Source organism: Micromonospora sp. NPDC049230 (genome assembly GCF_040647875.1).
GTDB lineage: Bacteria > Actinomycetota > Actinomycetes > Mycobacteriales > Micromonosporaceae > Micromonospora.
In genome coordinates, this window is the sequence record NZ_JBEZCZ010000029.1 from 69,381 (window position 1) to 90,764 (window position 21,384).

Consider the following 21,384-nt stretch of genomic DNA (forward strand, 5'->3'; position numbering starts at 1 on the left):
AATATCTAGGAGGCGGTAATGAGTGTGGTGGACGTCTTCGACGCCGTGGCCGGCACCTACGACGAGGAGCGTCGGCGACTGATCCCCTGCTTCGACGCCTTCTACGGCACCGCGGTCCAGGTGGCCGCCCCACCGCTGCGCGCCGCGCTCGCCGCCGGGCGTACCCCGGAGGTGTTGGATCTGGGCGCCGGCACCGGCCTGCTGTCGCTGCTGCTTGCCGCGGCGGTGCCCGGAGTTCGGCTGACCCTTGTGGACGGAGCGCCGGCGATGCTCGCGCGCGCCACCGAGCAACTGCGCGACCGGGACGTGCCGCACCGGTCCGTGCTGGCCGACCTGTCCGGCGAGCTGCCGCCGGGCCGGTACGACGCGGTGGTCAGCGCGCTGGCGATCCACCACCTGGACGACGCCGGCAAGCAGGCGCTCTACCGGCGGGCCGCCGCCGCGCTGGCGCCGGGCGGGGTGTTCGTCAACGCCGAGCAGGTCGCCGGGCCGACCCCGGAGCTGGAACGGCGCTACGACGAGGTGTGGATGGAGCGCATCGCCGAGCTTGGCGCGTCCCCCGAGGAGATCGCCGGTTCCCGGGGGCGGATGCGGCACGACCTGCCGGCGACCGTCACCGACCAGTGCCGGTGGCTCGCCGAGGCCGGTCTGGTCGACGTCGACTGTTACTTCAAGGAGTGGCGCTTCGCGGTGTTCGGTGGCCGGGCCCAGTGAGCTGCCGAAATGGGCGTTTGGACACCGGTGGCCGAGTCCGTGAGCGTGGGGATGACTGGCAGTCATACCGCTGGGTAGTCTCAGCGGCATGACTGCCAAGGTGACTCTGTCGTTTACCGACGAGACGATCGAGGAGGCGCGGCGGTTCGCCAAGCGTGAGGGGCTGTCGCTCTCCGCCTGGATGGACCAGGCCGCCCGCGAGAAGGCGCTGCGCGAGGTCTTCACCGCGCACGCCGCCGCCGTGGGTCGCGCCGGTCTGGACCTGGAGTCCGCCGCTCTCGCCGACGCCCGCGAGGTGGGCATGGTCAACGACCTGCTCTCCGGCGGACGACCGCGTGCTGCGTAGGGGAGAGGTCTGGCGCATCGAGGGCGCCCGGGAACGCCTCGGCCTCGTGATCAGCTCGGACGTCTACAACTCCACAGACGTGCCCATCGTGATCGTCGTCGAGGTGGTCGAGGAGTCGCTGCTGCGCGACTCGCCGCTCGCCGTGGCGATGGGCCGGTACGTGGTGATGCCCGACCGCATCTCCTCGCCGATGAAGAAGTGGTTCACCGACTGCGTGGACGTCGCCGACACCGACACCATGCTCCGGGTCGGCCGCGCGCTGCGCATCCTCCAACAGCTCTGACCGGGCCCGGGCGGCCCACGCTCACGATCGCCACCGGCCCGTGGTGCGGTCCCCGTTTCCGGGCCGACCCAGGACGGGCACTGCCAGGTAATCAGGCGTTCCTAGCGTTTCTCCTCGTCACATCGACGAGAAGGAGCCGCCGTGAGCACGCTCACCAGCACCGCAGTCACCGCCGCGCCACCGGCCGCCACCGCGCGCGGGCGGCGGCTCGACGACTGGCGTCCCGAGGACCCCGAGTTCTGGCAGACCACTGGCGCGTCGATCGCCCGGCGCAACCTCTGGGTCTCGATCTTCGCCGAGCACGTCGGCTTCTCGGTGTGGAGCCTCTGGTCGGTGACAGTGCTCTTCCTCGGCCCCGCGTACGGCATCGACCCGGCCGGGAAGTTCCTGCTCACCGCCGTCCCGGCGGCACTGGGGGCGGTGCTGCGGCTGCCCTACACGCTGGCGGTGGCCCGTTTCGGCGGACGGCGTTGGACGACCATCAGCGCCCTGTTGCTGCTGGTGCCCACGGTGCCGATGACGGTGTTGCTGGAGCCCGGGGTGTCCTACACCACCCTGATGGTGCTCGCCTGCCTCACCGGCGTCGGCGGCGGCAACTTCGCCTCCTCGATGGCGAACATCAACCTGTTCTACCCCCAGCGGCTCAAGGGTCGGGCCCTCGGGCTCAACGCCGGGGGTGGCAATCTCGGCGTACCCGCCGTGCAGTTGGTCGGGCTGGCGGTCCTCGCCACCGCCGGCGCCGCGTACCCCCGGTTGGTCCCGGCGGTCTACCTGCCGCTGATCGTGCTGGCCGCGCTGGCCGCGACCCGCTGGTTGGACACCGTGCCCGGGGCGCGCAACGAGCCGGGCGCGCTGCGCGAGGCGGCCCGCGACCCGCACACCTGGGTCATGTCGCTGCTCTACATCGGCACCTTCGGCTCGTTCATCGGGTTCGGGTTCGCCTTCGGTCAGGTGCTCCAGCTCCAGTTCGCCGAGCGGTTCCCCACCCCGGTCGACGCCGCCTGGCTGACCTTCCTCGGTCCGCTGATCGGCTCGCTGATCCGGCCGCTGGGCGGGCACCTCGCCGACCGGCTGGGCGGCTCCCAGGTGACCTTCTGGAACTTCGTGGCGATGGCCGCCGGCGCGGGCACCGTCCTGTACGCGGCCCGGGAGCAGTCCTTCGGGCTCTACCTGGCCGGGTTCCTCGCCCTCTTCGTCTTCTCCGGCATCGGCAACGGCTCCACCTACAAGATGATCCCGGCGATCTTCCGGGCCCGGGCGGCGGAGTCGGTGGCCGACGGCCGGCGCGATCCGGAGGATGCCGCTCGTTGGGCGCGGCGGATGACCAGCGCGTTGATCGGCATCGCGGGTGCGATCGGCGCCTCCGGTGGGGTGCTCGTCAACATCGCGTTCCGCCAGTCGTTCCTCGGCTCCGGCAACGCCGACGCCGCCTACGTGGCCTTCATCGGCTGGTACGCGCTGTGCTTCGCGGTCACCTGGGTCGTCTACCGTCGTCCGGGTGCCGACCGGCTCGCCGTGTGAGCTGGGCCACGGTCGGCGGGTCGCCGGGCGGCACCGCACCCCCGTTTTGACCTGCGGACACCGCGCCGGGTATCGTTGCCTGCTGTTGTACGACATCCAGAGGCGTGCCCTATCAGGTACGCTTGGTCGTTCGTGCGCGCTGGTCCGGCCTGCAAGATCTGGTCACCTCGGCGCGCGACCCCAGACCGACGACGAGACAAGGTAGACCTGTGCGTACGTACAGCCCGAAGCCGGGTGAGATCGAGCGTCAGTGGCACGTCATCGACGCCTCTGATGTCGTGCTGGGCCGCCTGGCCACCCACGCCGCCACGTTGCTGCGTGGTAAGCACAAGCCGACTTTCGCGCCGCACGTCGACACGGGCGACTTTGTCGTCATCGTGAACGCGGGCAAGGTTGCGTTGACCGGCAACAAGCGCCAGACCAAGGTTGCTTACCGCCACTCCGGTTACCCGGGTGGTCTGAAGCAGATCGGCTACGACGAGCTGCTGACCAAGCGCCCCGAGCGGGCCATCGAGCTGGCTGTGAAGGGGATGCTCCCGCACAACAAGCTCGGCCGTCAGCTGATCAAGAAGCTGAAGGTGTACGCCGGTGCCGAGCACCCGCACCTCGCGCAGCAGCCGGTGCCGTTCGAGATCAAGCAGATCGCGCAGTGAGCGCGGGCGAAGGAAGCAGCATGACCGACATCACCACCGAGACCGAGGTTGCCCAGGAAGCCCCTGAGGCCCCTGAGGCCACCGAGGCGCCCGCGCCAGTCGCCCGCGCGCCTCGTGGTGACCGGCCGATCCAGACCGTGGGCCGCCGCAAGGAGGCCATCGTCCGGGTCCGTATCGTCCCGGGCACCGGCAAGATCACCTGCAACGGCCAGGACCTCGAGGCGTACTTCCCGAGCAAGGTGCACCAGCAGCTCATCAAGGACCCGCTGGTCACCGCCGAGAAGCTCGAGCAGTTCGACATCATCGCCAACCTGCGGGGCGGCGGCACCACCGGCCAGGCCGGTGCGCTGCGGCTGGGCATCGCCCGCGCGCTGATCGTCAACGAGCCCGATGACCGTCCGGCCCTGAAGAAGGCCGGCTTCCTCACCCGGGACGCCCGGGTCAAGGAGAGCAAGAAGTACGGCCTCAAGAAGGCCCGTAAGGCTCCCCAGTACTCGAAGCGCTGATCTTTTCCAGCGCGTTGTACTTCTGACGGACGGCCGGTTCGCCTCCCCCCGACTCGGGGGAGGCAGCCGGCCGTTTCGCTTTCTCCACTTCGGCAGCGCACCACGGAGGTTGGCGGGTATGGGTCGGTTGTTCGGCACGGACGGCGTACGCGGGCGGGCAAACGCGGATCTCACCCCGGAGTTGGCGCTGGCGCTCGCGGTGGCCGCCGCGCACACGCTCGCCGAGACGGACCGCAGCCATCCGCCGCTGGCCGTCGTGGGCCGCGACACCCGGGCCAGTGGCGAGATGCTGGAGGCCGCCGTGGTCGCCGGCCTGACCAGCGCCGGTGCCAACGTGGTGCGGGTCGGCGTGCTGCCCACCCCCGCGGTGGCGTTCCTCACCGCCGAAGCCAAGGCCGACCTCGGCGTGGTGCTCTCCGCGTCGCACAACCCGATGCCGGACAACGGCATCAAGCTCTTCGCCGCCGGCGGGCACAAGTTGCCCGACGAGATCGAGATGAAGATCGAGGCCGCGGTGGAGGCCAACGCCACCACCGCCTGGGACCGGCCGACCGGTGCCGGCATCGGCCGGGTGCACGACCTGCTCGACGGTGCCGACCACTACGTCCAGCACCTGGTCGGCGCCGTGCCGCACCGGCTGGACGGGATCAAGGTCGTGGTCGACTGTGCCAACGGCGCCGCCGCCGAGGTCGCCCCGGTCGCCTACCGGGAAGCCGGCGCGGAGGTCGTGGCGATCCACGCCGAGCCGAACGGCCTGAACATCAACGACGAGTGCGGCTCCAACCACATCGAGGCGCTGCGCGAGGCAGTGGTCCAGCACGGCGCCCACCTGGGCATCGCCCACGACGGTGACGCCGACCGGATCGTGGCGGTCAGCGCCGACGGCGACGAGGTCGACGGCGACCAGGTGATGGCGATCCTCGCGCTGGCCATGCGGGATGCCGGCACCCTCACCCAGGACACCCTGGTCGCGACGGTGATGAGCAACCTCGGCCTGCGACTGGCCATGTCCGCGCAGGGCATCCGGCTGATCGAGACCAAGGTCGGCGACCGGTACGTCCTGGAGGCCCTGCGCGCCTCCGGCCTGGCGCTCGGCGGGGAGCAGAGCGGCCACATCGTCATGCCCGCGTACGCCACCACCGGCGACGGGGTGCTCACCGGCCTGCACCTGATGGCCCGGATGGCCGCCACCGGCCAGTCGCTCGCCGAGTTGGCCTCGGTGGTCACCAAGCTGCCCCAGGTGCTGATCAACGTGCCGGTCGGCGACCGGACCGTCGGCGCCGCCGCACCCGCTGTCCGTGCCGAGGTCGAGCGGGCCGAGGCCGAGCTGGGCGAGACCGGCCGGGTGCTGCTGCGCCCGTCGGGCACCGAGCCGCTGGTCCGGGTGATGGTCGAGGCCGCCACCGAACAGACCGCCAGCGAGATCGCCGAGCGCATCGCCGAACTGGTCCGCACCGCCAGCCCGGCCGGGTGACCGTGCCGGACGGCACCGGCCCGGCCCGTGCGACAGGCTGACCGCGCCGGACGGCACCGCGCCGGTCAGTGGCGCTCGCGCAGCCCGCGCAGCCGGCTGACCGCCTCGGTCAGCACCTCCGGGCGCTTGCAGAAGGCGAAGCGGACAAGTCGCCGGCCCGCCTCGACGTCGTCGTAGAAGACCTGCGTCGGCACGGCCACCACGCCACAGCGCTCCGGCAGCGAACGGCAGAACTCCACCCCGTCCCGGCCGCCCAGGGCGGTGATGTCGGCGGTGACGAAGTACGTCCCCTCCGAGTCGAGCACCTCGAACCCGGCGTCGGTGAGACCACCGACGAGCTGGTCACGCCGCTGTTGGAGGCTGTCCCGGAAGCCTGTGTAGTAGTCGTCCGGCAGGGCCAGCGCCACGGCGACCGCCGGTTGCAGCGGGGCCGCGTTGACGTAGGTGAGGAACTGCTTCACCCGCAGCGCCGCCGAGACCAGCGCCGCCGGGCCGCTCGCCCAGCCGATCTTCCAGCCCGTGCAGGAGAACGTCTTGCCCGCCGACGAGATGCGCAGCGTCCGCTCCCGCATCCCGGGCAGGGTGGCCAGCGGCACGTGCGGGTTCGCCGCGTCGGTGAAGACCAGGTGCTCGTACACCTCGTCGGTGACCGCGTAGGTGTCGTGCTCCTGGCACAGCTCGGCGACCAGCGCCAGCTCCGCCGGGGTGAAGACCTTGCCGGTCGGGTTGTGCGGTGAGTTGAGCAGCACCAGCCGGGTCCGTGGCCCGAACGCCGCGCGGAGCGCCGCCGGGTCGAAGGCGTACCGGCCATCGGCCGTGGGGCGCAGGGTCACCGGCCGCCGGACCGCGCCGGCCAGTGCGATCGAGGCGGCGTACGAGTCGTAGTACGGCTCGAAGCAGACCACCTCGTCGCCCGGTTCGCAGAGGGCGAGGATGCTCGCCGCGACCGCCTCCGTCGCGCCGGCGGTGATGACGATCTCGCCGTCCGGGTCGTACGACAGGTCGTGGAACCGCAGTTGATGGGCCGCGACGGCCGCGCGTAGGGCGGGGATCCCCGGGCCGGGCGGGTACTGGTTCTGCCCGCCGCGCAGCGCCTCGACGGCGGCGGCAAGCATCTCCGGTGGGCCGTCGGTGTCGGGGAAGCCCTGGCCGAGGTTGACCGCGCCGGTCCGCGTGGCGAGCGCGGACATCTCGGCGAAGATCGTCGTACCGAACGGCCGCATCCGGGCCACCAGCGGGTCGACATCGGTGCTCGTCACCTGCGCCAGCCTACGGCCACCACCCGTGCGAGGCCCAGCCCCACCGGCCGTGCTTGATCGACTCGGCATTCGTGAAACGGGGGTGTCCGGGGCACTCCGACACCGCGATATCAAGGAACCCGTGTCGATCAACCGCGGCCGGCGTGGCCCGCGTGGCCGGCGTGGCCCGCGTGGCCGGCGTGGCCCGCGTGGCTGGCGCGGCTGGCGCGGCTGGCCGTGAAGGGGGCCGGGAAGCTCGTCCCGTGGTGACCCGCCGAAGCCCCGATCGCTCAGATTACGTGATTGATAACCCGACTTTCGAGCACCCATGATGAGTGAAACTGGGTTAGGCTGCGTGCCATGTGTGGAATCGTGGGATACGCGGGCGCACGCCCCGCACTGGGGATCGTGCTCGACGGGCTGCGGCGGCTGGAATACCGCGGCTACGACTCGGCGGGCGTCGCCATCGTCTGCGACGACCAGCTGCTGACCGAGAAGAAGGCCGGCAAGCTGGCCAACCTGGAGAAGCTGCTGTCCGAGCGGGCCGCCGCCGACCCGACCTCCTGCGCGGCCAGCCCGATCGGCATCGGTGACGGCACCACCGGCATCGGGCACACCCGGTGGGCCACCCACGGCGGGCCGACCGACCGCAACGCCCACCCGCACGTCGCCGGCGACGGACGGGTCGCGGTGATCCACAACGGCATCATCGAGAACTTCGCCAAGCTCCGTGGCGAGCTGGAGGCCGACGGCGTCCAGTTCACCAGCGACACCGACACCGAGTGCGCCGCGCACCTGCTCGCCGCCGCGCTGGCCGACCTGCGCGCCGCCGGCCAACCGGACGGCCCGCAGTTGCTCGCCGCCGGCATGCGCGTGGTCTGCCAGCGACTGGAAGGCGCCTTCACCCTGCTCGCCGTCGACGCCTCAGTGCCCGGCGCGGTCGTCGGGGCCCGGCGCAACTCACCACTCGTGGTCGGCCGGGGCGAGGGGGAGAACTACCTGGCCAGCGATGTGGCCGCGTTCATCGAGCACACCCGGGAAGCGGTGGAGCTGGGCCAGGACCAGATCGTGCTGATCACCGGCGACAGCATCGAGATCACCGACTTCGACGGTCAGCCCGCCGCCGGCAAGGACTTCCACATCGACTGGGACTCCTCGTCGGCCGAGAAGGGCGGCTACGACTGGTTCATGCTCAAGGAGATCGACGAGCAGCCGCAGGCCATCGCCGACACACTGCTCGGCCGGCTCACCGAGTCCGGTGAGATCGCCCTGGACGAGGTCCGCCTCAGCGACCAGGATCTGCGCGACGTCGACAAGATCTTCATCGTGGCCTGCGGCACGGCATACCACGCCGGCATGGTCGCCAAGTACGCCATCGAGCACTGGACGCGGATCCCCTGCGAGGTGGAGCTGGCCAGCGAGTTCCGCTACCGCGATCCGGTGCTCGACCGGTCCACGCTGATCGTGGTGATCTCGCAGTCCGGCGAGACGATGGACACCCTGATGGCGCTGCGCCACGCCAAGGACCAGAAGGCGCGGGTGCTGGCGATCTGCAACACCAACGGCTCGACCATCCCCCGCGAGTCGGACGCCGTGCTCTACACCCACGGCGGGCCGGAGATCGCCGTCGCGTCGACCAAGGCGTTCCTCACCCAGGTCGTCGCCTGCTATCTGATCGGCCTGCACCTGGCCCAGGTGCGCGGGATCAAGTTCGCCGACGAGGTGGGCGCTGTCGTCGCGCAGTTGCAGGAGATCCCGGGCAAGCTGCGGGAGCTGCTCGACCGGATCGAGCCCGTCCGTGAGCTGGCCCGGGAGTTGAAGTCCGAGCCAACAGTGCTGTTCATCGGCCGGCACGTCGGCTACCCGGTGGCCCTGGAGGGCGCGCTGAAGCTCAAGGAGCTGGCGTACATGCACGCCGAGGGCTTCGCCGCCGGCGAGCTGAAGCACGGCCCGATCGCCCTGATCGACAAGGGCACTCCGGTGATCTGCGTGGTGCCCTCGCCGGTGGGCCGGGGCATGCTGCACGACAAGGTCGTCTCCAACATCCAGGAGGTCCGGGCGCGCGGCGCGCGGACGATCGTGATCGCGGAGGAGGGCGACGAGGCGGTCGTCCGGTACGCCGACCACCTGATCTACGTGCCGCGTACGCCGACCCTGCTGGCCCCGCTCGTCACCACTGTGCCGTTGCAGGTGCTCGCCGCCGAGATCGCCGCCGCCCGTGGGCACGACGTGGACCAGCCCCGCAACCTGGCCAAGTCGGTCACCGTCGAGTAGACCCTCAGCCACCCGACACCACCTGGCCCAACACGACCCGGGCCATCCCGTCCAGCGCGGGATTGCCCGGGTCCCAGTAGCCGCTGTGCCCGCCTCGCCCGCTGGGGAGGACCCGACCGCCGAACCCCGGATCCGACGGGTCGTGACCGAACCACAGCTCGTGCGCGACCCGGTCGGGCCAGCCCAGCACGGCGGCCAGTTGCGCCGCGCTGAGCGGGGTGCGCAGGCCCAGCTCGTCCACCGGGCGGGCCTTGCGGATCACGTCGTCGGGGGCCTTGCCCGCCCAGACCTCCCCGGGTGGCACGCCCAGCTCGGCGGCGTGCGACGCGCCGACCCCGGGCGAGCCGACGAAGACCAGCGCGTCGGCGGCCAGCCCGTGCTCCCGGGCGGTCGTCCCGACCACAAGTGACCCGTAGCTGTGCCCGAGCACTGTCTGCCGGGCCGGCGGCCCCTCGTGGCTGACCCGCAGCCCCTCCTGAAAGCGGTGCAGCGCCGGGCCGGCGTCGCGGGCCTGGCGTGCCGAGGCGGCCTCGGTAAGGAAATCCGGAGCGTCGTAGTCCAACCAGAGCACCGCCGCGCTGCGCTCACCCGGCGCGAGCGCGACGCACCGGTCCAGCACGCGCGCCGCCCTGCCCAGCTGACCGGGAGCGTCGTTGAGACCGGCGGTCGACCCCGGCACGTAGGTCAGCACCCGGTCGGCGTGGTCCGGGTCGCCGAGCGCCAGCACCGCCCGGCCCTCACCGGCCGGATCCAACCCCAGCAGGTACGCCCGCGGCTCGCCCCCTGCCGTCAGCCACCCGGCCAACGCGTCCAGGCCGGCCAGCCGCCCGGCCACCCCGTGCAGGCGGACCGCCGCGAGCGGCCCCGGCGGCACCGAGGTCAGCAACCGTCGCCGCTCCGCCAGCAACTCCGCGCGCCAGACCCCGAGCCGCAACCGGTTGGCCTGGTCCCGGGCGGCCACCGGCACCCCGTCCAACCGGCCGACAAGAGCGCTCTCGTGCCCGATCAGCCACCGGCGCTGCGTCGGCGTCAACCCGGACCACCAGGCGCGGACCAGTGCCGGTGCGGCACCTGCCGCCGGCCGACCCGGTGGCGGCGGGGACGCCCAGCCGGACGCGGCGGCCTGGGCCAGCTCGTCCAGTCGGTCGGCGGCGACCCGGTCTGCCGCCCCGGCCCGGTCGAGCGCGTCACGCAGAGCCGCCGCGAGCCGAGCCGCCGCCACGCCGACCCGCTCGGTGGGCCGGACCCGGGCGGGATCGACGTGCACCCCGCCCGACCGGTCCACCACCAGCCCGCCCGCGTCGGCCAGGGCGACCGCCTCGGCGAGCCGCGCCTTCGCGACAGTCAGTCGGCCGGCCAACTCGGCCAGCACCTGGTCGACCTCGATCAGTGCGGGCACGATCGAGGTCAGCTCGTCACGCAGACCGGCGAGCCGGGCGTCCGCCGCCGTGGCCGCCGCACCGGACCACCCGCCCCGCAGGCGTGTGCCGGCCCCACCCAACTCGCCAACCCGTCGGTCGACCGGCCCGGTCAGGCCGGACCACGCGGCCCCGGCGGACCGCCAGCCACCCGGATCGGCCGCCCACAGTTGCCGGTAGCCGACGCCGCTCACCGGGGCAGCGCGGCGAACCGGTCGGCGGCCCGGTCGTCCACCGACTCGTACGCCTCGGCCGCCGCCCGGACCCCACCGGAGGCCGCCGCGACCTGGGCACCCAGGCGGCAGAACCAGGCGTGCCCGGCCGCCTCCAGCCCGGCCAGGGCCGCGCCGGCTCGCCACTCCGGCGCGGCCACCAGCAGCCCGGGCACCCGCGCGAGGCCCAACGCCAGCCGGTGTGCCTCGTCGTCGAGCGTGCCGGCGACCGCCCGCAGCTCCTCCGGCCGGACGGCGAACAGCTCTTCGGTCATGACCACACCCCCGTGCGCGATCGGCATCGACGCGCTGACGCTAGGCGGGCTCGGCGGCCCCGGCGGTGCCCTGTGGACGACGGGCGGTGGGCCGTACCCCGGCTTGTCCACAGGCGTTGCCCACCGCGAGCCCGACGGCTAATCTGCGGCCCCGGCCGCCGGTAGGGTGGTGTGGTGATCGTCGCTGTCGGCATCGACGTCGTCCTGGTCGACCGGTTCGCCGGGGCCCTGGCACGGACGCCGCTGCTCGCCGACCGACTCTTCACCACCGCCGAGCGGCACACCCGCTCCGGCAGCCCGCGCCCACCGGAGTCGCTCGCCGCGCGGTTCGCCGCCAAGGAGGCCGTGGCCAAGGCACTCGGCGCTCCGGCCGGGCTGAGCTGGCACGACTGCGAGATCATGGCCGACCCGGACGGCCGTCCGTGGCTGGCTGTCGCCGGCACCGTGGCGGCGGCGGCCGAGGCGCGCGGAGTCAACCACTGGCACCTCTCGTTGTCGCACGACGGGGGGATCGCGTCGGCGATGGTGGTCGCGGAACGGTGACGTCGACCGGGCGGGCCAGTCGGGCCACCCGTGAGCGGATGGGGACACTGTGGCATGAGATCGGTGTGGCGGGTGGCCGACGTACGGGCGGCCGAGGCGGGGCTGATGGGCACGCTGCCGGAGGGGACGCTGATGCAGCGGGCCGCCGCCGGGCTGGCCCGCAGGGCCGCGCTGCTGCTCGCCGAGCGCGGCGGGGTCTACGGCGGCCGGGTGTTGCTGCTTGTCGGCTCGGGCGACAACGGCGGCGACGCGTTGTACGCCGGGGAGCGACTGGCCCGCCGGGGTGTCGACGTGTCCGCGCTGCTCCTGACTCCCGGGCGTGCCCACGCGGCGGGGCTGGCCGCGCTGCGGGCCGCCGGCGGTCGACCGGTGGAGCAGCCCGGCGGCCCGGTCGACCTGGTTCTCGACGGCATCGTCGGCATCGGGGGCGCCGGTGGGCTGCGGGCGGCCGCGGACGAAGTGGTCCAGCGGCTCGGTGAGCTGCGCGGGCGCGACGGCAACCGCGCCACGGTGCTGGCGGTGGACGTGCCGAGCGGCGTCGCGGTGGACACCGGCCACGTGCCGCTGGCCCAGTCCGGCCGGCCGGCCGCGGTCCACGCCGACGTGACTGTGGCGTTCGGCGCGCTGAAGCCCGCCCTGGTGGTCGGGCCGGCCGCCGCCCTGGCCGGGCAGGTGGAGCTTGTCGACATCGGGTTGCGGCAGTGGTTGCGGGGCACCCCGGCGCTGCTGGTCACCGAGTGGTCCGACCTGGTCGACTGGTGGCCGAAGCTGGGCCCGGCGTCGGAGAAGTACACGCGGGGCGTGGTGGGGGTCGCGACCGGCTCGGCGACCTACCCGGGTGCGGCGGTGCTCTCCGTGGGCGGCGCCCTGGCCGGGCCGACCGGCCTGGTTCGCTACGCCGGCGGTGCCCGCGCCGAGGTGCTGCACCAGCACCCGTCGGTGATCGCCAGTGCGCGGGTCGCCGACGCGGGTCGGGTGCAGGCCTGGGTCTGCGGCTCCGGGCTGGGCACCGGCGCGGAGGCGGCGGCCGAGCTGCGCGCCGTGCTGGCCGCCCCGGTGCCGGTGGTGCTCGACGCCGACGCGTTGACCCTGCTGGTGGACGGCTCGCTCGCCGACCGGCTGCGCGGTCGGGACGCGCCGATCGTTGTCACCCCGCACGATCGTGAGTTCACCCGGCTCTGCGGTGAGGAGCCCGGCGCCGACCGGGTCGCCGCCGCGCTGCGGCTGGCCGCCTGGATGAACGCGGTGGTGCTGCTCAAGGGTGACCGCACGGTGATCGGCACGCCGGACGGTCGGGCGTACGTCAACCCGACCGGCTCCCCGGCACTTGCCACCGGGGGCACCGGCGACGTGCTGGCCGGGCTGCTCGGGTCGCTGCTGGCGGCCGGGGTGCCCGCCGATCGGGCCGCGGCCTCGGCCGCGTACCTGCACGGGCTCGCCGGTCGGGAGGCGGCCCGGGGTGGGCCGGTGACCGCGCCCGACGTGGTGACCGCGCTTCGCCCGGTTGTCGCCCGGCTGGGCTGATCGGGCCGTTCCGGTCGGGCCGGCGTCCGGGGCCGTGCGTCGCCGCCCCCGGTGATCACGGCGGAAAGTAGGCTGGGCGTATGTGGCAGGCCGAGGTACGCGTCGATCTTGACGCGATCCGCGAGAACGTGGGCAGACTCCGCTCCGGCACCACCGCCGAGCTGATGGCGGTGGTCAAGGGCGACGGGTACGGCCACGGCATGCTGCCGGCCGCTCGCGCGGCCCTCGACGCCGGCGCGGACTGGCTCGGTGTCTGCACCCTCGACGAGGCGCTCACCCTGCGCCGGGCCGGCGTGACCCAGCCGGTGCTGGCCTGGCTGCTCGCGCCCGGCCTGCCGCTGCACGAGGGGGTCAGCGCCGGGGTGGACCTGAGCGCGGCCAGCCTGTCGCAACTGAACGAGATGATCGAGGCGAGCCGGCTCGCCGGGCGCCCCGTCCGCCTGCACCTGAAGATCGACACCGGGCTGTCCCGGGGCGGGGCGACGGTCGCCGACTGGCCGGCGCTGCTGGACGCCGCCGCGAAGGCGCAGGCCGACGGTCTGGTCGAGGTGGTCGGCGTGTGGAGCCACTTCGTGTACGCGGACCTGCCCGGTCACCCCACCATCGACCGTCAACTGGCCGTCTTCCACGAGGGGCTGGCCATGGTCGAGCGGGCGGGGCTGCGACCGCGCTGGCGGCACCTCGCCAACTCGGCGGCCACCCTGACCCGCCCGGACACCCACTTCGACCTGGTTCGCCCCGGTCTGGCCCTCTACGGGCTCTCCCCGGTGGCCGGTGAGACGTACGGGCTGCGGCCGGCGATGACCGCCCGCGCCCGGGTGATGCTCACCAAGCGGGTGCCGGCCGGCACCGGGGTCTCCTACGGGCACACCTACACCACGCAATCCGACGCGAACCTGGCAGTTGTCCCGCTCGGATACGCCGACGGGGTTCCCCGACACGCCTCCAACACCGGGCCGGTGCAGCTCGGCGGCGCACGGCGGACGATCTCGGGGCGGGTCTGCATGGACCAGTTCGTGCTCGACTGCGGCGACGACCCGGTGGCGGACGGCGACGTGGCGACCCTCTTCGGCAGCGGCGCCGACGGCGAGCCGACAGCCGACGACTGGGCCGAGGCGGTCGGCACGATCAACTACGAGATCGTGACCCGGTTCGGCAGCACGCGGGTGCCCCGGGTGTATGACGGCGAGCGGCCGTGAGCGCGAGGAGTGAGCCGGGGTTGCGAGCCCCGCAGTCGCGAACCGAGGTGGTGCCGTGAGTTATCGCATTCCGCGTCCGCGGACCGCGGTGGGCCGGGTCGCGGGGATCGTCGGCGCCGCGGTGGGGGTGGCCGCGGCGGGCCTGGCGGCCGGGGTGGCGACCGAGCGCACCCTGGTCCGCCGGCTCAAGGCCGACCCGGCCGACCGCTACGCGCACGAGGCGTTCGGCGAGCAGCGGTACGACGAGGCGTTCCGCCTGGCGTTGCCGGACGGCACGGACATCCACGTCGAGGTGGTCGAGCCGACCCGGCCGGTGCCGGGGCAGCCGACGGTGGTGCTGGTGCACGGCTTCTGCCTGGACATGGGCACGTTCCACTTCCAGCGCCAGATGCTCGCCGCCCGTGGCGACTACCGGATCGTGGCGTACGACCAGCCCGGTCACGGTCGGTCCGGGCGGCTGGAGACCGGGGAGTACGACCTCACCGTGCTCGGCCGGACGCTGCGCCAGGTGATCGACCGCACCGCACCGGACGGGCCGCTGGTGCTTGTCGGCCACTCGATGGGTGGCATGACCATCATGGCGTTCGCCGAGCTGTTTCCGGAGCTGTTCGGTGACCGGGTGGTGGGCACCGTCCTGATGGCCACGTCGGGCGGGCTCATCGCGGAGACCAAGCTTGTCGCGCCCGCGCTGCTCGGCCGGGTCGGCGGCCCGGTGCTCTACATGGTCAGCAACGCCACCCGCTACGGCGGTCCGGTGATCGACAAGGCCCGCAAGTCGACGTCGAACGTGGCCTGGCTGCTGACCCGCAAGTACGGCTTCGGCACCCGCAAGCCCAGCCCGGCGCTGGTGTCCTACGTGGAGACGATGAATTCTCGGACGTCGGCCGACACGGTGACCCGCTACCTGCGGACCCTGGCCACCCACTCGCGCTTCCCGGCTCTGGCGGCGTTGGCCGCGACGCCGGTGCTGGTGGTGGTCGGCGACAAGGACATGATCACCCCGGTGGTCCACTCCGAGGAGATCGTCCGGCGGCTGCCACACGCCGAGTTCGTCAAGATCAAGGACAGCGGTCACGTGGTGATGCTGGAACACGCCGACGAGGTCAATGCCGCGCTCGCGCGGTTCCTCGAGTCACTCGGGAAGCCGGAGGAACTGTGAGTCACGTCGTCAAGCTGCCCACCGTCGAGGACACCCGGGAGTTCGGCCGACGCCTGGCCGGGCTGCTGCGGGCCGGTGACCTGGTGTTGTTGACAGGTCCGCTGGGCGCCGGTAAGACCGCGCTCACCCAGGGCGTCGGCGCCGGGCTCGGTGTCGTCGGCGACATCACCTCGCCGACCTTCGTGATCGCCCGGGTGCACCGCCCCGATCCGGCCCGGGGTGGCCGGGTAGCTCTGGTGCACGCCGACGCGTACCGGTTGGGTGCCGCCACCGACCCGCGCGCCGAGATCGACGACCTGGACCTCGACGCCTCGGTGGACGATTCGGTGACAGTCGTGGAGTGGGGCGAGGGCCTGGTGGAGCAGTTGGTCGACGCGCACCTGCGGGTTCGCATCGACCGCCGCGACGACGACACCCGGATCGTCGAGCTGGATCCGGTCGGTGGCGACTGGGCCCGGCGGCTCGCCGACCTGGGCTAGCCCGGCGGCTGTCGTACCCGATGCCTAGAGTGCGGGGGACCGACCCGCGCTGTGAGAGGTTCCTGATGCCCGACGACGCCCCCGCCCTCGACCTGTTGGCCCTGCTGCCGGAGCAGTGGCGTGCCGTGCTCGCCCCCCACCTGGACGACGCCCGCACCGCCGCGCTTGGCGAGTTCGTCGCCCGGGAGTACGCGACGCAGACCGTCTTCCCGCCGCTGGAGGACCTGTTCTCGGCCTACCGGCTGTGCCCGCCGCAGAGCACCCGGGTGCTGATCCTCGGGCAGGATCCCTACCACCGGGCCGGGCAGGCACACGGGTTGAGCTTCAGCGTCCGTGACGGTGTGCCGGTGCCGCCGTCGTTGCGCAACGTCTTCAAGGAGTTGGGCGAGGACGTCGGCGTTCCCAAGCCGCGCAGCGGCAACCTCGACGGTTGGGCCGCCCAGGGCGTGCTGCTGCTCAACGCGGTGCTCACAGTGCGCCAGGCCACTCCGGGCTCGCACGCCAACACCGGCTGGGAGGAGTTCACCGACGCGACGATCAGGGCACTTGACGCGTCCGCCGACCGGGTGGTCTTCCTGCTCTGGGGTGGCTACGCCCGTAAGAAGGCGGCCCTGGTCACCAACCCGCAGCACGTGGTGCTGGAGGCCGGTCACCCCAGCCCGATGAACCCGCGCGGTTTCCTCGGCAGCCGCCCGTTCAGCGCCGCCAACAAGGCGCTCGCCGACGCCGGCCTGCCCACCATCGACTGGGAGCGCACCGCCGGCTGACCTCCGCCGCTCAGCTTCCGCTGGCCTGCTGCCGGGCCCGGTAACGGCGCAACAGTTCGGCGGCGCGCGGCTCGGTCAGCTCCAGCTCGACAAGCGGCACGACCTGGTAACTCCGCTCACCGTGGCGCACCTCGATCGTCTCGGGTAGCTCGTCGCACATCGTGGCCCTGATCTCCCCGTACAGGGTCGACCAGCGGTGTTCGCCGGGCTCCTCGGGCTCCAACCGCACCCCACCGAACTCTTCCCAGCGGGCGTTCCACCGCTGGCCGTAGTTCGTCTCCAGCCAGCGGGTGAACGGTTTGGAGTCCTGCCAGCGCAGGGCGATCTCCAGCCCGTCGACCGGCACCGGCGCGCCCTGCACCAGCGCTGCGGTGCCCCCGGTGATCACCTTCGGAAAGTCGGGGAGCCGGCTCAGAAGCTCATCCAGGCCAAGCGCGTCGATCCGCTCGGCGATCGGCCGGGCGGCCAGGTCGTCGATCCGAGCGTCGAGGTGTGCGTCCAGCGGCTCAACCCCAACGACCAACTGCACGTCCATGGCGGCAAGTAACCGCTCCAACACCGGGATGGTCGGCGCTCGCTCGCCACGTTCGATTCTGGCCACCGCGGCCTGGCTGACCTCGGCCAGCGCGGCCAACCGGCGCTGGCTCAGGTCGCGCAGGTGTCGTTGATGCCGCACGGCGGCGCCGAGAAGGGTGACAAGGCGAGTGGATGACATCCCAGCATGGTGGCCCGGGTGCGGGATGTCCGCGATCCCACTGCGGCAGATCGGGGCGTGCGGCCGGGTCGCACCGCACATCCCGGTCTGTGACGCGGCGGGCGGTGGCGGCACCCCGGCCAGCGTCACCCGCTGCCCGAGCGGGTCCCGGCCGGGAAGACCTATGGCGATGAGTGTGATGCCAGTGGGTCATCAAGATGACTCACCGGCATCACACTCAATTGGAAGCTGTGGCGTCACCGCTCTCCGTTGGTTCGCCGCCCGGACCGGCGACGTTATGCCGGGGGCGACCGGGAGGACCAGCGGGGCAGCCCCGGGACGGCCGTGCGAGGGCCGTGGATGGTGGCGGGGGGCGGGGCGTGACCGGGGTGCTGGGCGGGGCGGCTAGGCTGGCTTACCGTGCTCGTACTCGTGGTGGACAGCTCGACCCCTGCGGTGACCGCGGCGTTGGTGGAGGTCTCGGCGGACGGTGTCGTGTCCCGGGCGCACCGGAGCACTGTCGATGCCCGCGCGCACGGCGAACTGCTCGCCCCTCAGGTGGACGCGGTGCTCGCCGACACCGACGCGCGGCCACGTGACCTCGGCGCCATCGTCGCCGGGCTGGGCCCGGGTCCGTTCACCGGGCTCCGGGTCGGCCTGGTCACTGCCGCGACGATGGGTCAGGTGCTCGGCATCCCCACGTACGGCGTCTGCTCGCTGGACGGGATCGGCTACCCGGCAGCGTCCGGTGAGCCGGTGTTGGCCGCCAGCGACGCCCGGCGCAAGGAGCTCTACTGGGCCGTCTACGACGGTGCCGGCCAGCGGATCGTCGGCCCCGAGGTGTCGACGCCGGCGGTGGCCGCCGCGCGCGCCCGGGAGTTGGGCGCGACGATCGCGGTCGGCGACGGCGCGCACCGGTACGCCGAGACTCTGGACCTGCCCGTCCGGGTCGAGCCGCGCTACCCGGACGCCACGGTGCTGGCGCTGCTGGCCGCCGAGCGGATTCGGGCCGGCGCCCCTGGCGAGCGACTCACCCCGCTCTACCTGCGCCGGCCGGACGCCGTGGCGGCGACCGGTCGCAAACCGGTCCTGCCATGACCGGGGTACGCCTCGTTCCGTTCCGCTGGTGGCACATCGACGACGTGCTGCCGATCGAGGCTGACCTCTTCGGCGCCGAGCAGTGGTCGCCGGCCATGTTCTGGAACGAGCTGGCCAACGGACACCACTACCGGGTCGCCGTCGACGCGGACGGTTCGGTGCTCGGTTACGCCGGGCTCGCCGGTGTTCCGCCGGGCGAGGTGTGGGTGCAGAACATCGCCGTCCGCCGGGACGTCCAACGGCGCGGCGTGGGCCGTGTCCTGCTGGAGGAACTGCTCGCCGAGGCGGCCCGGCGCGACGCCCGCAGCACCCTACTGGAGGTCGCCGTGGACAACGCCGCGGCCCAGCGGCTCTACGCGACGTACGGTTTCGAGCCGATCGGGGTGCGGCGCGGCTACTACCAACCGAGCAACACCGACGCGCTGGTCATGCGGCGCGACGCCGAGCCGACCGGGGACGGACCACACCACAATGGCTGACGAACCGCTGATCCTGGGTATCGAGACCTCCTGCGACGAGACCGGCGTCGGCATCGTGCGGGGGCACACCCTGCTTGCCGACGCGCTCGCGTCCAGCGTCGAGGAGCACGCCCGCTTCGGGGGCGTGGTGCCCGAGGTGGCCAGTCGGGCACACCTGGAGGCCATCGTGCCGACCATGGACCGGGCCCTGACCGAGGCCGGCGTCACCCTGGCCGACATCGACGCCATCGCTGTCACCTCCGGGCCCGGGCTCGCCGGCGCGCTGCTGGTCGGCGTCGCCGCCGCGAAGGGGTACGCGGTCGCCGCCGAGAAGCCCGTGTACGGCGTGAACCACCTTGCCGCCCACGTCGCGGTGGACACCCTCGAACACGGCCCACTGCCCGAACCCGCCATCGCGCTGCTGGTGTCCGGCGGGCACTCGTCGCTCCTGCTCGTCGACGACCTGGCCCGGGGAGTCACCCCGCTGGGTGCCACCATCGACGACGCGGCAGGTGAGGCGTTCGACAAGGTCGCCCGACTGCTGGGGCTGCCGTTCCCGGGCGGGCCGCCGATCGACCGGGAGGCCCGCGCCGGCGACGCCGCCTCGATCGCCTTCCCACGCGGGCTGACCGCCGCGAAGGACCTCGCCGCCCACCGGTACGACTTCTCGTTCTCCGGGTTGAAGACGGCGGTGGCCCGGTGGGTCGAGGCACGTCAGCGGGCCGGCGAGCCGGTGCCGGTGGCCGATGTGGCCGCGTCCTTCCAGGAGGCGGTCTGTGACGTGCTGACCAGCAAGGCGCTCGCCGCCTGCCGTGCGCAGGGCATCGAGACCCTGGTGATCGGCGGGGGAGTGGCGGCGAACTCGCGGCTGCGGGCGATGGCCGAGCAACGGGCCGAGAAGTACGGCATCCAGGTGCGGGTGCCCCGGCCGAAGCTGTGCACCGACAACGGGGCGATGGTGGCGGCCCTCGGGTCACACCTGGTCGCCGCCGGGGTCGCGCCCAGCCGGCTGGATCTGCCGGCCGATTCGGCACTGCCGCTGACCACGGTCAGCGTGTGACGGGAGCGGCGGACATGATCGTGCGGATGTGGGAGGCACGCGCCGAGGCGTACGGGGTCGCCGACCTGATCACCTGGGTGTGTGACACCGCCCTGCCCGAGTTGGAGCACGACCCGCTGCATGTCTCCAGCGAGGTCTTCTCCTCCACGGATCATCGCGTGGTGGTCATCTCCAAGTGGCGCAGCAGCCCGCGCCCGCTGCCCGACCCGCCCGCCCTGCTGGTGGCCCGCGCCCCGCACTCCTGGGACTTCACCCAGGTCGACCGCTGACGCGAGCCACCAACGAGAGGCGGTCAGCCGCGGCGCAGCATCCGGTACGTGGCGATTCCGCCGGTGCCCAGCGCGGCGAGGAAGACCAGCCAGACGACAGTGCTGCTGACCCCGACCTGGGGGCCGGCGTTCGCCTTGGCGGCGGCCAGCAGCCCGTCCTCACCGGGGGCGGGCAGCGCGGCCGGCGGCAGCTCCGGCCAGCGGACCAGCCCGGTGCTCTCCAGCATCTGCATGTGGTGCTGGACGAACGCGTTGGCGTCCTCGCAGAGCTTGCGGACTGTGGCGTCCCGGGTGCTGGCGCGGACCGCGCCGATCACCGGGAAGATCTTGCCGTGGGCGACCCGGAGCCGGGTGACGAAGATCTGGTCGAAGCGGGCGCCGGAGGCCTTCTGCATCTCGGCCAGCCAGCCCTTCTGCTCGGCCGTCGGCTCGCTGGGGATGCTCGCGCCCAACTTGTTGGCCGCGTCCACAGTGAGCTGGTCGAGCCGCTGGTGCTCGCTGGCGATGCCCGCGCCGATCTCCCGGACCTTGGCCGACTGCCCCTTCTCGGCGGCCATCTGGCCGGCCGGCATCTCCCACAGCCCGGCCAACCGGACCCCGTTGAGCAGCGTCATGTCGGCGGCGTTGAGCTGCTGGCCGCCGGCCGGTGCGGCGACGGCCACGCCGGGCAGCACACCGACCGCCGCGATGATCGCGATGAGCAGCATCGCCGCTCGATGGGTCCGGTTGCCCAGTCGGCGGTGGGCGGATCTGAGCGGTGCCATGTCTGTGGGGCCTCCTCGGTCCGGACCGAAACGCGTCTGGACCGGGCAGCCGCACCCTGCCGGCTGCCCGTCCGCCCACTGGTACGGACCGATCGCGCGATCAGTTCATCTGAGGGGCGACGCGGATCAGCGGGAAGCGGGTCGAGCCGATCAGCGGGTGACGGCGAGGAAGCCGCCGAGCAGCAGCAGAGTGAGCGCGGCGGCGGCGAAGAGCATCAGCAGCTCTCGACGCCCGTGCTCGACGGGGTCGGCACTGACGGCCGGGGCGGGCAGGGGTGGCAGGTCGCGGGTCAGCGCGGCCAGGTCACCGAGGGTGCGGGAGGTCCACACCGCACCGGCCCGATCGGAGAACTCGTCGAGGGTCAGCCGGCCCGCCGCCGTGTGCCGGTGCAGCTCGGCGACCACCCGGTTGCGGTCGTCGTCGGAAGCGCGCAGCTCGACATCCACACTGGACAG

24 protein-coding genes are annotated in these 21,384 nt (G+C 72.8%); 18 read left to right on the forward strand and 6 right to left on the reverse strand.

Going from position 1 to position 21,384, the window contains the following annotated elements; translation table 11 throughout:
* Nucleotides 1–18: 18 nt before the first annotated feature.
* From AB0A95_RS23110 to glmM, 7 genes are all read left to right on the forward strand, one after another.
* Entirely contained in the window at nt 19–714 is a 696-nt protein-coding gene (locus AB0A95_RS23110) for a methyltransferase domain-containing protein (RefSeq protein WP_357557795.1), read from the forward strand.
* An 88-nt stretch (nt 715–802) separates the two neighbouring features.
* Nucleotides 803–1,060 (forward strand): DUF6364 family protein, encoded by a 258-nt coding sequence (locus tag AB0A95_RS23115; RefSeq protein ID WP_088950199.1) that lies wholly within the window; start codon nt 803–805, stop codon nt 1,058–1,060.
* Nucleotides 1,050–1,343: a hypothetical protein gene (locus AB0A95_RS23120; RefSeq protein WP_354823974.1), complete on the forward strand. Its 294-nt coding sequence runs from the start codon at nt 1,050–1,052 to the stop codon at nt 1,341–1,343. Before AB0A95_RS23115 ends, AB0A95_RS23120 begins: the two co-directional genes overlap by 11 nt.
* A 141-nt stretch (nt 1,344–1,484) precedes the next feature.
* On the forward strand, nt 1,485–2,864 hold the full coding sequence (locus AB0A95_RS23125) for a nitrate/nitrite transporter (RefSeq protein ID WP_357557796.1): 1,380 nt from the start codon (nt 1,485–1,487) through the stop codon (nt 2,862–2,864).
* A gap of 209 nt (nt 2,865–3,073) precedes the next feature.
* Nucleotides 3,074–3,517, forward strand: a complete 444-nt coding sequence (rplM, locus tag AB0A95_RS23130) for a 50S ribosomal protein L13 (protein ID WP_053653864.1) — start codon at nt 3,074–3,076, stop codon at nt 3,515–3,517.
* 20 nt (nt 3,518–3,537) lie between these two features.
* Nucleotides 3,538–4,023 (forward strand): 30S ribosomal protein S9, encoded by a 486-nt coding sequence (gene rpsI, locus AB0A95_RS23135; RefSeq protein WP_357557797.1) that lies wholly within the window; start codon nt 3,538–3,540, stop codon nt 4,021–4,023.
* Nucleotides 4,024–4,141: 118 nt separating this feature from the next.
* On the forward strand, nt 4,142–5,497 hold the full coding sequence (glmM, locus tag AB0A95_RS23140; RefSeq protein ID WP_357557798.1) for a phosphoglucosamine mutase: 1,356 nt from the start codon (nt 4,142–4,144) through the stop codon (nt 5,495–5,497).
* Nucleotides 5,498–5,562: 65 nt separating this feature from the next.
* On the opposite strand, the gene AB0A95_RS23145 is transcribed toward glmM, so the two are convergent.
* A complete protein-coding gene (locus AB0A95_RS23145; RefSeq protein ID WP_357078798.1) occupies nt 5,563–6,756 on the reverse strand; it encodes a pyridoxal phosphate-dependent aminotransferase in 1,194 nt (397 codons plus the stop codon).
* A gap of 339 nt (nt 6,757–7,095) precedes the next feature.
* Here AB0A95_RS23145 and glmS point away from each other — a divergent pair, with 339 nt between their 5' ends.
* Entirely contained in the window at nt 7,096–9,009 is a 1,914-nt protein-coding gene (gene glmS, locus AB0A95_RS23150; RefSeq protein ID WP_357557799.1) for a glutamine--fructose-6-phosphate transaminase (isomerizing), read from the forward strand.
* A 4-nt stretch (nt 9,010–9,013) separates the two neighbouring features.
* Here the strand turns inward: glmS and AB0A95_RS23155 are convergent, their stop codons facing one another.
* Both AB0A95_RS23155 and AB0A95_RS23160 read right to left on the reverse strand, forming a co-directional pair.
* Complete coding sequence (locus AB0A95_RS23155) at nt 9,014–10,621, reverse strand: alpha/beta hydrolase (protein WP_357557800.1); 1,608 nt, start codon at nt 10,619–10,621, stop codon at nt 9,014–9,016.
* Nucleotides 10,618–10,914 carry a hypothetical protein gene (locus AB0A95_RS23160; RefSeq protein ID WP_357557801.1) on the reverse strand — a complete coding sequence of 99 codons (297 nt, stop codon included), beginning with the start codon at nt 10,912–10,914 and terminating at the stop codon, nt 10,618–10,620. The genes AB0A95_RS23155 and AB0A95_RS23160 overlap by 4 nt, the downstream gene beginning before the upstream one ends.
* 174 nt (nt 10,915–11,088) lie before the next feature.
* On the opposite strand from AB0A95_RS23160, the gene AB0A95_RS23165 reads away from it, so the two are divergent.
* From AB0A95_RS23165 to ung, 6 genes are all read left to right on the forward strand, one after another.
* Entirely contained in the window at nt 11,089–11,457 is a 369-nt protein-coding gene (locus tag AB0A95_RS23165; RefSeq protein ID WP_357078810.1) for a holo-ACP synthase, read from the forward strand.
* 54 nt (nt 11,458–11,511) lie between these two features.
* Nucleotides 11,512–12,981 (forward strand): NAD(P)H-hydrate dehydratase, encoded by a 1,470-nt coding sequence (locus AB0A95_RS23170; RefSeq protein WP_357557802.1) that lies wholly within the window; start codon nt 11,512–11,514, stop codon nt 12,979–12,981.
* 80 nt (nt 12,982–13,061) lie between these two features.
* Complete coding sequence (alr, locus tag AB0A95_RS23175) at nt 13,062–14,180, forward strand: alanine racemase (RefSeq protein ID WP_357557803.1); 1,119 nt, start codon at nt 13,062–13,064, stop codon at nt 14,178–14,180.
* A 55-nt stretch (nt 14,181–14,235) separates the two neighbouring features.
* Complete coding sequence (locus AB0A95_RS23180) at nt 14,236–15,339, forward strand: alpha/beta hydrolase (protein WP_357557804.1); 1,104 nt, start codon at nt 14,236–14,238, stop codon at nt 15,337–15,339.
* Complete coding sequence (gene tsaE / locus AB0A95_RS23185) at nt 15,336–15,818, forward strand: tRNA (adenosine(37)-N6)-threonylcarbamoyltransferase complex ATPase subunit type 1 TsaE (protein ID WP_357557805.1); 483 nt, start codon at nt 15,336–15,338, stop codon at nt 15,816–15,818. The genes AB0A95_RS23180 and tsaE overlap by 4 nt, the downstream gene beginning before the upstream one ends.
* A gap of 65 nt (nt 15,819–15,883) precedes the next feature.
* On the forward strand, nt 15,884–16,585 hold the full coding sequence (ung, locus tag AB0A95_RS23190; protein WP_357557806.1) for a uracil-DNA glycosylase: 702 nt from the start codon (nt 15,884–15,886) through the stop codon (nt 16,583–16,585).
* Between the two features lie 10 nt (nt 16,586–16,595).
* On the opposite strand, the gene AB0A95_RS23195 is transcribed toward ung, so the two are convergent.
* Complete coding sequence (locus tag AB0A95_RS23195; RefSeq protein ID WP_357557807.1) at nt 16,596–17,300, reverse strand: helix-turn-helix transcriptional regulator; 705 nt, start codon at nt 17,298–17,300, stop codon at nt 16,596–16,598.
* Between the two features lie 399 nt (nt 17,301–17,699).
* Here AB0A95_RS23195 and tsaB point away from each other — a divergent pair, with 399 nt between their 5' ends.
* Genes tsaB through AB0A95_RS23215 form a run of 4 tightly spaced genes read left to right on the forward strand, consistent with a single transcriptional unit; the run spans nt 17,700 to nt 20,164 of the window.
* Nucleotides 17,700–18,377, forward strand: coding sequence for a tRNA (adenosine(37)-N6)-threonylcarbamoyltransferase complex dimerization subunit type 1 TsaB (gene tsaB, locus AB0A95_RS23200; protein WP_357557808.1), 678 nt, complete (start codon nt 17,700–17,702; stop codon nt 18,375–18,377).
* On the forward strand, nt 18,374–18,856 hold the full coding sequence (gene rimI / locus AB0A95_RS23205; protein ID WP_357557809.1) for a ribosomal protein S18-alanine N-acetyltransferase: 483 nt from the start codon (nt 18,374–18,376) through the stop codon (nt 18,854–18,856). The genes tsaB and rimI overlap by 4 nt, the downstream gene beginning before the upstream one ends.
* Nucleotides 18,849–19,895 (forward strand): tRNA (adenosine(37)-N6)-threonylcarbamoyltransferase complex transferase subunit TsaD, encoded by a 1,047-nt coding sequence (gene tsaD, locus AB0A95_RS23210; protein WP_357557810.1) that lies wholly within the window; start codon nt 18,849–18,851, stop codon nt 19,893–19,895. Before rimI ends, tsaD begins: the two co-directional genes overlap by 8 nt.
* A 14-nt stretch (nt 19,896–19,909) precedes the next feature.
* Nucleotides 19,910–20,164, forward strand: coding sequence for a hypothetical protein (locus AB0A95_RS23215; RefSeq protein WP_039906914.1), 255 nt, complete (start codon nt 19,910–19,912; stop codon nt 20,162–20,164).
* Between the two features lie 23 nt (nt 20,165–20,187).
* Here AB0A95_RS23215 and AB0A95_RS23220 read toward each other — a convergent pair whose 3' ends face one another.
* The gene (locus AB0A95_RS23220; RefSeq protein WP_357557811.1) at nt 20,188–20,928 is read right to left on the reverse strand and encodes a DUF4142 domain-containing protein; all 741 of its coding nucleotides are present in this window, start codon (nt 20,926–20,928) and stop codon (nt 20,188–20,190) included.
* Between the two features lie 150 nt (nt 20,929–21,078).
* Nucleotides 21,079–21,375 carry a DUF1707 domain-containing protein gene (locus AB0A95_RS23225; protein WP_357557812.1) on the reverse strand — a complete coding sequence of 99 codons (297 nt, stop codon included), beginning with the start codon at nt 21,373–21,375 and terminating at the stop codon, nt 21,079–21,081.
* Between the last annotated feature and the right edge of the window lie 9 nt (nt 21,376–21,384).

Excerpts from the sequence above, each read along its gene's own strand:
- AB0A95_RS23170 (WP_357557802.1), top strand. The coding sequence starts at position 11,512 with ATGAGATCGGTGTGGCGGGTGGCCGACGTACGGGCGGCCGAGGCGGGG.
- AB0A95_RS23220 (WP_357557811.1), bottom strand. The coding sequence starts at position 20,928 with ATGGCACCGCTCAGATCCGCCCACCGCCGACTGGGCAACCGGACCCAT.
- alr (WP_357557803.1), top strand. The coding sequence starts at position 13,062 with ATGTGGCAGGCCGAGGTACGCGTCGATCTTGACGCGATCCGCGAGAAC.
- tsaD (WP_357557810.1), top strand. The coding sequence starts at position 18,849 with ATGGCTGACGAACCGCTGATCCTGGGTATCGAGACCTCCTGCGACGAG.
- rpsI (WP_357557797.1), top strand. The coding sequence starts at position 3,538 with ATGACCGACATCACCACCGAGACCGAGGTTGCCCAGGAAGCCCCTGAG.
- glmS (WP_357557799.1), top strand. The coding sequence starts at position 7,096 with ATGTGTGGAATCGTGGGATACGCGGGCGCACGCCCCGCACTGGGGATC.
- AB0A95_RS23215 (WP_039906914.1), top strand. The coding sequence starts at position 19,910 with ATGATCGTGCGGATGTGGGAGGCACGCGCCGAGGCGTACGGGGTCGCC.
- AB0A95_RS23195 (WP_357557807.1), bottom strand. The coding sequence starts at position 17,300 with ATGTCATCCACTCGCCTTGTCACCCTTCTCGGCGCCGCCGTGCGGCAT.
- rimI (WP_357557809.1), top strand. The coding sequence starts at position 18,374 with ATGACCGGGGTACGCCTCGTTCCGTTCCGCTGGTGGCACATCGACGAC.
- AB0A95_RS23160 (WP_357557801.1), bottom strand. The coding sequence starts at position 10,914 with ATGACCGAAGAGCTGTTCGCCGTCCGGCCGGAGGAGCTGCGGGCGGTC.
- ung (WP_357557806.1), top strand. The coding sequence starts at position 15,884 with ATGCCCGACGACGCCCCCGCCCTCGACCTGTTGGCCCTGCTGCCGGAG.
- glmM (WP_357557798.1), top strand. The coding sequence starts at position 4,142 with ATGGGTCGGTTGTTCGGCACGGACGGCGTACGCGGGCGGGCAAACGCG.
- AB0A95_RS23115 (WP_088950199.1), top strand. The coding sequence starts at position 803 with ATGACTGCCAAGGTGACTCTGTCGTTTACCGACGAGACGATCGAGGAG.
- AB0A95_RS23110 (WP_357557795.1), top strand. The coding sequence starts at position 19 with ATGAGTGTGGTGGACGTCTTCGACGCCGTGGCCGGCACCTACGACGAG.